The organism is Vibrio sp. 99-8-1 (genome assembly GCF_013114595.1).
Lineage (GTDB): Bacteria > Pseudomonadota > Gammaproteobacteria > Enterobacterales > Vibrionaceae > Vibrio.
Map to the genome: position 1 here is coordinate 1 of NZ_VTXE01000027.1, position 14,302 is coordinate 14,302.

Below are 14,302 nucleotides of genomic sequence, written 5' to 3' on the forward strand. Positions count from 1 at the left end.
GGTTACAAACATGGATATATTGAACATGAGCGTCCTTCGGGCAAAGCCCTAATGGACGATCACCACCTTCCTAGAAGGTGGTTTAAGGGTTGAAAACAAAAAACCGGGCCTGTAGAGGCCCGGTTTTGTTAATTTTTGCTAAACGAGTAATTCGCTATTGGCTTATGCTTCGCCACCACGTGAACCGCGGTTCTCAGAGCGGCCATGGCCACGTTCGCCACGATGGTTGCCACGGTGATCACCACCACGGTTTCTATCAAAACGACGCTCGCCATCTTTTCCACCACGGTTACCACGATGACCTTCACGAGCACCATCGCGATTACCACGATACCCGCCTTCACGACGACCACCGTTGTTGTCACGACGTCCACCGCCACCTTCACGACGGCCACGAGATTCGCGGAAGTCATCAAAGTCACAAACAACAGCACCCACTTCTTTTTGGCGAATACGTAGCTTGTTTAGTTTACCAGCAGTATCAGAGTTCATCGCTTTAGGAAGCTGAACAAAAGTATGGCCTTGAGCAAGCTTAATTGCACCAATTGACCCTTTTGTTAAGCCAAGTTCATTAGCCAAAGCACCAACAATGTCTTTAACCTGTACACCTTGCTCGCGACCAACTTGTAACTGGTAAGTATCCCAATCTTGAGTTGTACCACCAAAGCTACGACCTTCACCACGACGACCATCGCGTCCACCGTCACGTCCGCCGCCTTCACGACGTTCTTTACGACGTTGCTTATCACGTTCGATTGTCGCAATCATAGGATCAGGACCTTTGTAGAACAGAGGTCTTTTACCTTGTGCACGTTTCAATAGCATTGCTGCTAAAGTGGTTGCATCAATGTCTAGCGATTCTTGTAACTTACCAACTAGCTCGGCAAAGTTCTCAAGTGATGCGTTCTCTTTTTCAGCTTCTAGTTCAACACCAAGTTTCTCTAGACGAGATTCTGCCACTTTATCTCTTAGTGGAAGTTGGATCTCTTCCATACTTGAACGAGTAACACGTTCAATAGTACGAAGCATACGAATCTGATTAGTGCGAACCAACAGTATCGCTTTACCTTTACGTCCGGCACGGCCGGTACGACCAATTCGGTGAATATAAGATTCAACATCGAATGGGATATCGTAGTTAAATACGTGGGTAATACGTGGAACATCTAGGCCACGCGCAACAACATCTGTTGCAACCAAAATGTCGATAACGCCTTTCTTAATGTGATCAACCGTACGCTCACGAAGAGACTGAGGAATATCACCATGCAATGCAGCAACTTTAAAGCCACGAGCAGAAAGGTAGTCAGCGAGACGCTCTGTATCTTGACGAGTACGAACAAACACGATTGAAGCATCTGTCTCTTCGGTCTCTAATAGACGAGTCATTGCTTCGTCTTTTTCTACGCCTTTAACAACCCAGTACTGCTGCTCAACTTTGTCTACTGTGTGGTTACTACCAGCAACATCTATACGAGCAGGATCACGTAGGAAACGGTCAACGATTTTTTTCAGCATTGGAGGCATAGTTGCAGAGAACATTACGCGTTGTGCTGTTTCTGGAGCGTGCTCCATGATAGCGGTAACGTCGTCAACGAAGCCCATGTTAAGCATTTCATCAGCTTCATCTAGAACAAATGTTTTTACTTCATCTAAATGTAAACGATCACGGTTGATAAGGTCTTGAACACGGCCCGGAGTACCAACAACGATGTGAGTTCCTGATTTTAGAGCTCTCATCTGATCTACGATAGATGCACCACCGTAAATTTCTAAAACTTTTAAACCCTTGATGTTACGACCAAGGTTTTTGATCTCAGCAGCAACCTGAATAGCAAGCTCACGCGTAGGCGCTAGAGCAACGGCTTGAGGCTTATACTGTTTAAGATCGATCTTATTAAGAATAGGGAGAGAAAACGCTGCGGTTTTACCTGTACCTGTTTGTGCTTTACCTAGTGCATCTCTGCCTTCTAAAAGAGAAGGGATTGACGCTGATTGGATTGGAGTTGGTGAAACAAAACCCATTTCATCTAAAGCAGACAATAGGGTGTCATTCAGCTCTAAATCGCTGAATTTGATATCGGAATCTTGCATTGGGATCCTAAATTATCTATGTAAATATCGGTCCCATGTGCTCTTCCTATTCCAATACCGTCTAGTACTGAATCCATTCAGGTGCAGAAGTAGTATAAAAACGCAACAAGCCGTTAGGGACATCTCTAAGGGGGCGAGATAATGCCTTAAAAAATGGTAAAAATCCAGAAAAAATTGAAATACATCACACTTTTGTTCAATAAACGAAAAATTGTACGATATAAAATCAATTAGCTGGTCATTATCGCCGCACTGCCTTGCTCATCTGTTCATTGTTTGTCCACAACAGGACCTACAACACCGTTTAACTATAGTCGACATTTACTGTGAGCAGAGGAATTCTATCGCTATTTTAAATTAAGCATACCGTATTTCATTAATACTCTATCGTAATAGCTGGTATCACTGCCCTCTGAGGTACGCTTTAATTGATTAAAACTCTGTTGTAAATGTTGAATCAACTTATCGTCTGTTTCTAAGTTGAACGCATAGTAAAGCTCAAGCTCCTGCAGAACATAAACCACTTCAAAGTCTTCATTATTAAAGCCTAATGATGTGATAGCGCTACGAGCGACTTGTTCTTCATAAGCCCATAAATCCACTCGATCAGAATTTAGCATTTTTACCAGCGGAAAAGCCGTATTAGCGTACTCCACTTTTATTCCTTTTATACCGGTATCGCGAAGCAGATGTTCACTGATATCTTCTCTTACAATGCCAATAACATGCTGAGTCAAATCTTGAGGCTTATTAATCACAATATTGGATTGCTTTTTCGCTAACACCACAACTCGCGTTTTTCCTATCGGTCCAAGCCATTTAAAGTCCGCCTCTCTTGATGCTGTACGAGCGGCAGTGAGTAGCACGGTATTAGGTGTCGTTTGCACTATATGATAAGCACGAGGCCAAGGAAGCAGATCAATTTGTGACTCTGTTATTTTACTACCGGTTCTTTTGCCTGTTTCAAAAAGCAAGTCAACCGCAATACCTTTAATAGATTGCTGCTCTATATAATTATACGGCGGATACTCTTCAGAATAATATTTGAATCCTTGCATAGTGACGCTATGCGCCACATTCGTCACCGTCAGCACGAGTAGATAAATTGGTAGCAAAATGTACTTCACAAATATAACCCTCCCGAATATAAGGATTTACTAATTATACAGAGATCTTATGAGTTCAAAATGATTTATAGCAATCAAATCGGCACTTAATCAGTAATAAACCACTAATATACTTTCACCTTATTAGCTAGTATTATGTTCTGCAATTTCGGTTTCACTCATTTATTCTAAAGGTCTAACCTAACCGCAGTGTCACTTTCGCTTTTGACAAGGGTTTTGTAGAAGATCATAGGGAAATGTATTTCCCATTTAATTCAAAGGTTTAAAGCTCATTAATGTTTCAAGATAACCCTCTACTTGCCCAATTAAAACAGCAGATAAAAGAAAACATCCCAAAAAAAGAAGGCACCATTAAGGCAACGGACAAAGGTTTTGGATTCTTAGAAGTAGATAGTAAACACAGCTATTTTATTCCGCCACCCTACATGAAGAAATGTCTTCATGGTGACAAAGTCGTTGCATTGATCCGAACAGAAAACAATAAAGAAGTAGCAGAACCCGATGAGCTTGTAGAGCATCACATGTCTCGCTTTATTGCTCGTGTAAAAATGTTCAAAGGGCGTCTTAATGTTGTTGCAGATATCCCACAACTTAAGAGATTGTCACTAAAAGCCAAGGCTAAAAAAGGACTCAACCCTGAGTTACTATCTGATGGCGACTGGGTCGTTGCGCACTTAACAAAGCACCCTCTTAACGGCGACAATGGATTCTTTGTTGAGATCAGCGAGAAAATTGCCGATGCCAATGACAAAATTGCCCCGTGGTGGGTAACCCTAGCAGAAAATGATTTGCCAAACTGCGAACCGGAAGGACTAACAGAATGGCACACCAATGACGACGACGATCTCACTCGTGTTGATATGCTGGATATTCCTTTTGTTACCATTGATGGTGCTTCAACAAAAGATATGGACGATGCGCTATACGCTAAGCGCAAAGAGAACAATGACATTGAACTAACCATTGCTATCGCGGACCCAACCGCCTATATCTCTGTTGATAGTGATATGGATAAAGTCGCCAGAGAGCGCGGTTTTACCATTTACCTTCCAGGTAGAAACATTCCAATGCTGCCACGAGATCTCGCCGATAACTTGTGCTCATTACTAGAAGGCGAAACTCGACCTGCATTATGTTGCCGCGTTACGGTTGGACAAGATGGCGCGCTAGCGGATGATATTCAGTTTTTTGCAGCAAACATTAAAAGCCACGCTCGTTTAACTTACCAAGATGTCTCCGACTGGCTTGAAGAAGACTCAAATAGCCAGTGGCAGCCAACTGAGGCGATTGCCGAAGTGATTAATTCACTGCATCAATTTGCGACTTCTCGCAGCGCGTGGCGAGAACAAAATGCAGTGGTTTTTCCAGACAAACCTGACTATCGTTTTGAGCTTAGTGATGAAAATGATGTTATCGCAATTCACTCGGAGCAGCGCCGCAGTGCAAACCGTTTGGTAGAAGAAGCGATGATTACAGCGAACATATGCGCTGGTCTGACGTTACAAAACAGCTTGGGCACCGGCTTATTTAATACCCATTCCGGTTTTAAAACAGACCGGCTAAAAGATGTCATTGAGCTGGTAAATCCAGATCAAACACAGCCATTTACTCTTGACAGCATTACAACTTTGGATGGTTTTAGTGCTCTAAGACGCTGGCTAAATACGCAAGATACAAGCTATTTGGATAACCGAATTCGTAAATACCAAACTTACAGCGAGATCACTAACCACTCCGCTCCGCATTTTGCTATGGGACTAGAGAGTTACGCCACTTGGACATCTCCTATTAGAAAGTATGGTGATATGATTAACCACCGTCTTCTTAAAGCGCACATTTTAAATAAGCCGCCAGTACAAACACCGGATGAGCTAGTGGGTGCAGAGCTGTCGAGCCACCGTAAACACCATAAAATTGCTGAACGAAAAGTGGCAGATTGGTTGTATGCACGAACATTGTTAGCCGCCGTTAGCAATAAAACGGTCTTCAATGGCGAGATTTTTGATATTAATCGAGCAGGATTACGCGTTCAATTAATAGAAAATGGCGCAACAGCGTTTATTCCGGCGTCGTTACTCGTTGATAATAAAGAGCGAATTGAGTGTAGTAGCGAAACGGGCACTGTATCTATAGACAATGATCACGTTTACCAACTTGGCGATGTGATAGAACTAATACTTAGCGACGTAAATATTGAAAATCGCAATATTGTTGCCAAGCCCACAGCCGTGTTTACCGATGTATCACGGGACTCTGAAGATAGCTGAGCAGCCGTTGCGGTTATCCAAGACTTAAGGCACGACTCGATGGCGTGCCTTCAACAATAAAAATGAAAATATATGTCACGAATAACAATTTATGAGCACAACGTTTTTATCGCTCGAAAAAGAGATCGTTACCCAGTTACCCAGTGTGGCGTTATCTTTGTGCGAGAAGGTTTTCTAACTTATAAAAACGAAAATGATGAAATTTCACAGCTGAAAGCGGGTGAATTTACCGTTTATCACTCTGATCAACTTCGTGATCTTGAGTCCTTTGCGGACGATGGTCATTTCCTTGCGGACATCATCACATTTGAACCCAGCTTGTTTAGACAGTTTTGCGACACCTTTTCAAACAGTGCTGTTGAAGTTAGCGACGATAAAGCCCCTGTTTATCTCTTAAATGAATCACATAAGACGGCGTTACAAACATTAACTCTGCTTATTGAGGCTAAGCAATCCGGCCTAAGCTCTGAACTTACGTTGGAGTCGCTCTCTCAAGCACTGTTATTTGAGATCATTCATGTCGCACCAAATCTACAACCGGTTATGCGTAGTGCTTGTAACCAAAGCACCGCTCAAAAGGTTATCGGCTTCATCGAGCTGAACATAGAAAATGACGTATCTCTAGATATGACAGCCCACTTTTTAGGGATTTCAATAGCGACACTTAAGCGTCGTCTTGCCGCAGAAAACCTAAGCTTTTCTCAAATACTAAAAGTGAAACGAGTTAACCACGCAGCAACCAAGCTAAGGCTCTCAAGTAAATCCATTGCACAGATAGCCTTTGAATCTGGCTTTAAGAGTGCCGCGCACTTTAGTACCGCTTTTAAAGGTGTACAAGGAATGACACCGAAAGAGTTTAGGCAACAAATTACACAGCGCTAATAAAAAAGAGAACATTTATTGTTCTCTTTTTTTATGTTTAATCAATTACCAAAATAATTGCTGTGGATCGTGCTCTATTTCATTTAGCAGCACAGTAAAATCATGGCTTGAAGAGAGATGAGGATAAGGTAACCAAGCGATTAATTGAGCACTATTTTCTTCTCGTTCAGCAACAAACAACTTCCACTGCTTACAGTCAATATCAAACTCCAATTTAGCAATGGGACATTCGTAATTAATATGGGAAGAATCTAATAAAAAACAGAGTTTAGTAAAAAGCACACCTTCTTTATAAATTTCGTACTGAACTTTACCCAACTCAGCAGGGATACTTTGGTTTCGACTTGAACACATAGATCGTACAGCTTTTTCAAGGCGGAATTGTTCTATTTCAGAGATATACATTCTATTAATACCTTTACCAGCTGACTAATATACTCAAGCACCTTGAAGTAACTTGAGCATAACATATTAACAACATGCTGTGAGGGCGTATAGCACCTCGGTCACTATTTCCACACAAAAACTAATACTTCTATTTTTATTCCGGAGTAAGCTAAAAGACTAATACTAAACAAAATACGCTAAGACCAATTTATAGAAATTACTTTTTTAATAATGAGGTTATTCACAAAAATGACATAACTGAACGTTAATATTGGCTGTCAGTTTGATCATCTACTAGGAGTATTTATGTTTCGTGTTGTCTTAGCCACTCTCTTGTCCTTAGTCTCTGTCACATTTGGAGTAATGGCTAAAGAAGTTACCGTATCTGGCTCAACATCCGTTTCACGCATTATGGACGTGTTAGCAGAAGAGTTTAATGCCACTTCCGACTCTGCCTATATCGCGGTACAAGGAATAGGCTCTACGGCGGGTATCACCATGGTAAAAAAGGGAGTCTCTGAAATTGGTATGAGCTCACGTTACCTAACCGAAGCCGAATACAACGAAGGCCTAACTGCGTTGACCATCGCCTATGATGGATTGGCCGTTGTAACTAACCATTCGAATCCTATAGACGATGTATCACGCCAGCAACTCTATAATATTTATAAAGGCAGTATTAATAACTGGAAGCAACTTGGTGGTGCAGATCTTGAAATTGCGGTAGTGACAAGAGAACAATCTTCAGGCTCAAGAAGCAGTTTTGAATCGCTGCTGGGACTCACCCGAATCATCAATAATCGCCTAGTTTCTGATATTAACGCAACCAATTTAGTAGTAAGCAGTAATAGCATGGTAAAAGCGTTAGTTAATCATAACCCGCAAGCCATCGGATTTGTCTCTGAGGGATCTGTAGACAACTCAGTGAAAGAATTAAAGTTTGAAGGGGTTAAAGCGACCATGGATAACATCGCTGCCAAGAAATATCAGCTTTCTCGCCCGTTTATCTTGCTGTATAAAAATGATGGTTTAACTGACAGCGGCAAAGCGTTTATTGAATTTATCAAATCACCGCGAGCTAAAGAGCTTATCCAGCAGTACGGTTACGTTCCTACTCTGTAACCCATATTCTCAGTAGCGATAATCGATGGCTACACATAGCAAAAGAGCGAAATACATTTCGCTCTTTTTTTATATTCTCAATTTTTGGTTATTAAAGCATTAAAAATAGAGTCTAATAACCGACACCACAACGCAACCCGGTCTACGAACGCCATCTATTTCTACTTTCATTTCGCGCTCTATCTCTAAACCCTTTTTAATGGGAGTCACTTTAAGCAACTTGCTGCGAGTTCGGATATTGTCACCAGACTTTACAGGATATGGGAACCTAACTTGATTTAAACCAACGTTAACCACCAAACGCGCAGTTGGGAATAACGACTGTTCTGGATCAACACTGTCGGTCATTTTAGACAACATTGCCAACGTTAGAAAACCATGAGCAACGGTAGTTTTAAAAGGAGACTCTTGTTGAGCTCGCTCTGGATCGGTATGTATCCATTGCATATCTTCCGTTACTTCACCAAACGCATCAATACGCTGTTGAGAGATGGTCACCCAGTCTCCTACGTGAATCTCTTCATTCAATTGAGTTTGTAACTGTTCAAATAATGCCTGTGCTGCTGCTGGCAACACAATAGGGTCCGGTTGGGTATGGTGTTGCTCTTCATTTACCGCAGGCAGAAGCGCATGCTCTCTAAACCACTGAGCTAATGGGTTGTCATTTGCTTTGTTTACAAAATCGACCCAGTAATCCCGCAGTACAGGAGACATCAAATCTTTAATTTCGAAAGGCTGTTTAGACAGAGATTCACTTCTGTGTTTTAGCATATCAACAACTTTCATAAAAAACCCTATATAACTTTGCCAAACAATCCGGCATGCGTATGGTAATTTTGAACAACTTCACATAATCTTGCAACGACTTTCGAGCGAACAGGTGTATTCTGAACACTGTTTTATACATAAATAACAAAAGGTTAATCAATAAAACATTATTTTATTATCACTTACCCTACTGCTCTGATCACTTGATTTTGTAGCACGTATACAATGCATTCATAAAATAAGGTCAATTTATGAATAAAAAAGTGCTTCAATTATGAGAAAGTTCATACACTTTCATCGAACAACCAAACATTGCCGCTTTCCTTAACTCTAGTTCACTTGCAGCAATATTTACGCCAAATCTAATAAAAATGACGATTTGACTTGTTAAACTGAGAGACAAATACGACTTCATTTAACATGTAATGACTTGTCATTAATACACCATGTTAGGTGAATATAAGGTAAATTTAGCAGTATCGATTAACTCACCCGTCCACCCTGTTTGTTTGGTAAACCTTTGAGAAATTCGTAGATAATAGAATCCCATTTTGCCGAGTTATGACCAACATTATTTGCCTTCTTCAGCCGTTATTTATAATCAGAATAGGAAGGCTGAGAATGTCGTTATATGAAACAACTCACAAAATGTGCTACCAACACAATAAGTTATCATTCCGAACCTATAGAATGACTCACCAATAAGCTGAGTCACAAAAGATTTTAGCCCACTGTTCAGTGACAAATCACTAAATATGTGTTGGTTAGTTTTGCTTCGACATAATAATAATTCTGAGGAACATTAATGTATAAAATATTGATAATAACGACAGTAAGCGCAGCGGTAATGGGTTGCAGTTCGGCAGGTAACTCAACAACAGAAGTAAAAAATTCAGATATGTTAAAACCCGAAATCACGTTTGATCCAGAACTCTTTTTCGGTGAATGGGAATGTCCACCGGATAGACTTGATAAAGCATTTATAGTTGCTAGCAAAATATCAAACACCGTTGACAACAAGTTTACCGAATCTGCTATTTTAACAATAAAACATCCAAACCTTAAAACACCATTGAATTTTGAAGGAATAATATCGGGAGAAAGGTATTTTGAAGGAGACAAGATTTACTCTACTATCAATTATTTCAACCTCGAAGCAAAAGACGATTTTTCCCAAATGTATTACAACCGTATTAAGCGACCAATGATAGAACGTTTGGAGAGGGAAAATTACAAATTTGTAGATACGCTAATCAGTCTCGACTCTGTTAGCTATAGCTATCGTTCAGAGAAAGGAAATATTACTAATTGTAATAAGATAAACAAGAACAGTGACTTATAGACATTATTACCGAGACATTCGCGATAAAGTACCGCAGAATGGTATTAACGTCTCACGATAAAAATAGACAACTCAATCCATAGCAAGGAGTACTCGATGTTCAAAGGATTAAAACTAACCGCATTAACTGAAGAAACGATTGGGAAAAATGCTGATCGCTACGACTTTTTAATCGCAGACAATGAAACCGTTGAGCTGGAATATAAAACCGTTCGCGATATGCTCATTTTAACTAATAAGCGCCTTATCACTATAGATATTCAAGGTTTACGCGGAAAAAAGGCAGAGTTCTTCGTTCTTCCATACAGCAAAATTACCGCATTCTCTGTTGAAACTGCAGGCACTTTTGATCTTGATTCTGAGTTTACACTTTGGGCGTCCGGTATTGGCGAAATAAAATTTGAGTTCCTTAAAGGCACAGATGTGTCTAAGATCGCCAAGTTATTAAGCTCCGGAATTTAAGCTATAACTAAGTTCTAGAAAACTTCAAAAACGCGCATAATTTCAATTCGAAATAAGTAACAATATCAAAGCCCTATGTGCGTTTTTATTCAACTCTCTTTAACCAATGGTATTCATTTTAATGCCATCATCTAGATCTTTAAACTAACAACGTTCTTAACAAGCGCTTCTATATCGCTGGCCGATTTATACTCCAATAACGGTATATTCAACTGTTGCGCTATTCGACTGGCCTTCCTCATTTCTTTCGTTTGCATCTCTTCTATTAAATCCACTGGAAAACTATTTTTGTCTCGATAAAGTAACCGTTGATGAACTACGTCTGGAGGGCAAGTGACAACAATGATTACTGACGGCTTCATTCGGTGATAAATACTGTCTTTTATTTCAATGACCAAGCCTTTGCTGTTCAAAAGACAAAAATGCCCATCGAGTATCACTGTCGGCGCAGCGATTTTATCCAGAGCGTCTAGCAAAATAAGCTGTTTATCGTCAGCGTTTGTGGACAGTTTAGACAGCTCATCAAATTGACCATGTGCTTTTATTAGCGAACTGCTTGAATAATGAGGTAATGCGAGTTGGTGTTTGATCTGTCTACAAAAAGTTGTTTTGCCTACCCCATGAGCCCCAGAGACAAATATGATCTTTGCCATTTCTACCATTCCTTAAACCATTCAGAATCAGACAGTTAAGATCACTAAATGCAGCAAACAATACTGTGACGTCGCTGGCAAACATAGGCAAATTTAAAAGCGCCCGTTAGGGCGCGAATGGCTTATTCCTTCTCTTGCTTTTTGTGATAACAAAGCAAACTGAGCAAAAACATGCCTATCTCGTTATTTAAGGCATGGTCGCCAGTAATATCCGCGGCAACCGCACTAATAATGAAATCTTCCACTTGAAGGTGAAAGTCAGCTTCTGGTTCGCAATAAATAGGTTGGGTCATGGTACCCTCCGAGAGTTATTTAATTAAATCACCACTCGAAGTTCCTACGCTAAGGGTGGTGAACTGAACAGGGGTAGGAATACCGCACTCTCGCAACGGCCAACCCTAGGGTTGCCCTGCCCAGCCCACCATAATTTTATCTCATTGAGTCTGTTGAACAGACTAATGTACAGGTGTGCTAAAGCTGCACATAAAAAAACCAGCATAAGGCTGGCATCTACATGCCGAGAGTTTCATTGAAGCGGGTTCCTACGCCCGACACTGGATTTTGCCAGTGCAGAATTAGAGTACGATCAAGGGGTTATGTTGTCAATGAAGTCCTTACCTTTCAATTCCAGTTGGGTTAATAGAAGATACTTGTCGTCTTCGATGCAGGCTTTTTAATGATTACTATTTTTTAGCCGGAACTAGTTCCGTTAAGACACTGATAGCTGCTTTTTTGGTAGTTGGTAAGCAATCACGAGGTTTAAACGCATCTGCAGGCAACAGTAGATACCAACCATTTCCGAAGAAATTAAATCAACCACCCTTCTGGCAGGATAGTAGTCACTGTTAAAATTTAACCAGTTAGGGCAGTAGCAGAATAAGTCATGCCTCGTAATCTGAAGGAAAGAAAAGAAACCGCGTTGAAAAGTAGTTACTCTCGTATTCACGCTCGGTAAAGGAAGTTTCAAAAGAAGAAAATATCAGTGGCACTACCTTGTACTACTGGCGAAAACAACTCACAGAATCAGGAGCCTTTGTGCCAAATGTACAAATAACTTTATAATGTTTTATTAATCTTAAGTAGTTAGTTTTCGCGTAAACAAACCTCTTCCCTCTTTTTAATAGAGGGAAGAGGTTTGTGTCTTGTGATTTCAGCGGATCATTTTTTACGTCTTAGGTGGCTGACCATAAGTCTTGAACTTTTCCTGCATAAGTGTCATTTCATCATGACTTAAAATAACAGGCTCTCCAAAACTAGACGCTATACAATGAATTTTCGCGCAATGCTCTATCTCTTCAGCGATTTGAAATGCTGCTTCTAACGTCCCTGCGCCTGTTAACAAACCATGGTTGGCAAGTAATACTGCTCTTCTGTCCTGCATTGCTTCAAAAGCTGACTCTGCCAGTTCTTGCGTTCCGAATGTCTGGTACTCAGCGCAACGGACATCATAGCCGGAGAAGGCGACCAGATAGTTTGACGCCGGCAATGGCTGCCTGAGGGTGGCGATCGCCGTACAGTAGGTAGAGTGCGTATGCACAACCGCATTAATGTCTTCCCGGCGGTCATAAAATATTTTATGCATTCCCCATTCGCTGGATGGTTTTCTCTTTGAATCAACCACACCACCGGACATATCCATCACAACGATGTCCTCAGGTGTTGCAGCAAAATAGTCTACACCACTCGGACTGACTGCAATTAAGTTTTCTTCTCGGTTATAGATAGAGACATTTCCGCCTGTACCGACGGTTAACCCGTGAGTAATCAGCTTTTTGCAGGTTTCAACTATCTCAATTCTTTCTTTTTCAAGTAACATTGTTATTCCTAGAGTGCTTTGATAAAAATTTCTGCTATTTCTTTTAATGTCGCCTGTTTGGGATTGGTTAATCCGCAAGCATCTTTCAGTGCGTTTTCTGACAACATCCGGATATCTTCTTTTCTTACATTCAGCTCCGTAAGCCCTGAAGGAATACCTACTTTTTCAGCCAGATTTTTCATTGCATTTACAGAGGCGCGGGCACCTTCGGCATCACTCATGCCATCAACATTTACACCCATCGCCTGAGCAACATCTTTCAGTTTCTTCGCTGCGGCCTGAATGTTGTATTCCTGAACGTACGGAAGCAGAACGGCATTACAGACACCGTGTGGCAGGTCATAGTAACCACCAAGCTGATGCGCCATGGCATGAACATAACCGACTGACGCATTGTTAAACGCCATCCCGGCCATAAACTGGGCGTAAGCCATTTGCTCTCTCGCTTCTATGTTTTCACCCTCATCTACCGCAACCGGAAGGTATTGTGTGATAAGTTCAATGGCTTTCAGGGCAACAGCATCAGTAATAGGAGTCGCCGCTATTGATACATAGGCCTCAATAGCGTGTGTCAGGGCATCCATTCCTGTGCCGGCGGTGAGTGACGCAGGCAGAGCGGTCATCAGCTCAGGATCATTTACTGAAATAAGCGGAGTTGTATGCTTGTCCACGATCGGCATCTTGATATGGCGCGACTCATCAGTGATGATGCAGAACCGGGTCATCTCAGATGCCGTACCCGCTGTTGTGTTTACTGAGATAAGGGGAAACTGTGGCCGCTCAGACTGATCCAGCCCTTCGTAATCTGCAATTTTTCCGCCATTAGTCTTAACCAAAGCAATGCCTTTGGCACAGTCGTGAGGAGAACCTCCACCCAGCGACAATATAAAGTCACACTCATTACTGTTTAACGCTTTCAGGCCCTCTTCTACATTGCGTGTAGTCGGGTTTGGCTGTACTGCATCGAATATAATAGTTTCTATACTGTTTTCATTCAGAAGATCAGTCACTTTTTTAACCAATCCGATTTCATTTAATACGCGGTCTGTTACAACTAACGCTTTTTTAAAATCATAGCTTTTAATATTGGTAATCACAGCGGCTAAACTATCAGAGCCGATATAGTTAACAGACGGCATAAAATAGGCACTACTCATAAGTACATCCTCAGTTTTATATTTAAAATTCAGTTTATAATTTAAATTGGTCAGTCATTTTCTTAATAATCATTCGACAAGAAAAGCAAATTTTGTCAGGATATTTACAAACTATCTCCTTTAATATTACTCACTAAAACTGAGTACTCATCTTTAGCAATAAACACCTGTATATCTGTGCCACTGATATCTATCAGTTGAATTTACAACCTACCATTTAGCTAA

Annotated in this window: 13 protein-coding genes; 5 read left to right on the forward strand and 8 right to left on the reverse strand. The window is 41.0% G+C overall.

From position 1 onward, the window contains the following. Positions 1-162 precede the first annotated feature (162 nt). Entirely contained in the window at positions 163-2,094 is a 1,932-nt protein-coding gene (locus F0227_RS14900; protein ID WP_171754037.1) for a DEAD/DEAH box helicase, read from the reverse strand. Positions 2,095-2,441: 347 nt separating this feature from the next. Then, on the reverse strand, positions 2,442-3,221 hold the full coding sequence (locus F0227_RS14905; protein ID WP_171754038.1) for a transporter substrate-binding domain-containing protein: 780 nt from the start codon (positions 3,219-3,221) through the stop codon (positions 2,442-2,444). Between the two features lie 275 nt (positions 3,222-3,496). Between F0227_RS14905 and rnb the strand changes: the two genes are divergently transcribed. Both rnb and F0227_RS14915 read left to right on the forward strand, forming a co-directional pair. Then, positions 3,497-5,488: an exoribonuclease II gene (gene rnb, locus F0227_RS14910; protein ID WP_171754039.1), complete on the forward strand. Its 1,992-nt coding sequence runs from the start codon at positions 3,497-3,499 to the stop codon at positions 5,486-5,488. 72 nt (positions 5,489-5,560) lie between these two features. Next, positions 5,561-6,370: an AraC family transcriptional regulator gene (locus F0227_RS14915; protein ID WP_171754040.1), complete on the forward strand. Its 810-nt coding sequence runs from the start codon at positions 5,561-5,563 to the stop codon at positions 6,368-6,370. A gap of 45 nt (positions 6,371-6,415) precedes the next feature. Here F0227_RS14915 and F0227_RS14920 read toward each other — a convergent pair whose 3' ends face one another. Continuing rightward, positions 6,416-6,775 (reverse strand): DUF3024 domain-containing protein, encoded by a 360-nt coding sequence (locus F0227_RS14920; protein WP_171754041.1) that lies wholly within the window; start codon positions 6,773-6,775, stop codon positions 6,416-6,418. Between the two features lie 288 nt (positions 6,776-7,063). Here F0227_RS14920 and F0227_RS14925 point away from each other — a divergent pair, with 288 nt between their 5' ends. Continuing rightward, entirely contained in the window at positions 7,064-7,879 is an 816-nt protein-coding gene (locus F0227_RS14925) for a phosphate ABC transporter substrate-binding protein (protein ID WP_171754042.1), read from the forward strand. Between the two features lie 99 nt (positions 7,880-7,978). On the opposite strand, the gene F0227_RS14930 is transcribed toward F0227_RS14925, so the two are convergent. Further along, positions 7,979-8,665, reverse strand: coding sequence for a MaoC family dehydratase (locus F0227_RS14930; RefSeq protein ID WP_171754043.1), 687 nt, complete (start codon positions 8,663-8,665; stop codon positions 7,979-7,981). 787 nt (positions 8,666-9,452) lie between these two features. Here F0227_RS14930 and F0227_RS14935 point away from each other — a divergent pair. Together F0227_RS14935 and F0227_RS14940 are read left to right on the forward strand one after the other, a co-directional pair. After that, positions 9,453-9,989, forward strand: coding sequence for a hypothetical protein (locus F0227_RS14935; protein WP_171754044.1), 537 nt, complete (start codon positions 9,453-9,455; stop codon positions 9,987-9,989). A gap of 96 nt (positions 9,990-10,085) precedes the next feature. Next, positions 10,086-10,451: a PH domain-containing protein gene (locus F0227_RS14940; protein ID WP_171754045.1), complete on the forward strand. Its 366-nt coding sequence runs from the start codon at positions 10,086-10,088 to the stop codon at positions 10,449-10,451. Positions 10,452-10,582: 131 nt separating this feature from the next. Here the strand turns inward: F0227_RS14940 and F0227_RS14945 are convergent, their stop codons facing one another. The 4 genes from F0227_RS14945 to yiaY form a co-directional block, all read right to left on the reverse strand. Then, positions 10,583-11,104, reverse strand: a complete 522-nt coding sequence (locus F0227_RS14945; RefSeq protein ID WP_171754046.1) for an ATP-binding protein — start codon at positions 11,102-11,104, stop codon at positions 10,583-10,585. Between the two features lie 122 nt (positions 11,105-11,226). After that, on the reverse strand, positions 11,227-11,397 hold the full coding sequence (locus F0227_RS14950) for a hypothetical protein (RefSeq protein ID WP_171754047.1): 171 nt from the start codon (positions 11,395-11,397) through the stop codon (positions 11,227-11,229). An 872-nt stretch (positions 11,398-12,269) separates the two neighbouring features. Beyond that, positions 12,270-12,920, reverse strand: a complete 651-nt coding sequence (locus tag F0227_RS14955; RefSeq protein ID WP_171754048.1) for an L-fuculose-phosphate aldolase — start codon at positions 12,918-12,920, stop codon at positions 12,270-12,272. Between the two features lie 8 nt (positions 12,921-12,928). Next, positions 12,929-14,077, reverse strand: a complete 1,149-nt coding sequence (gene yiaY / locus F0227_RS14960) for an L-threonine dehydrogenase (RefSeq protein ID WP_171754049.1) — start codon at positions 14,075-14,077, stop codon at positions 12,929-12,931. Positions 14,078-14,302 lie beyond the last annotated feature (225 nt).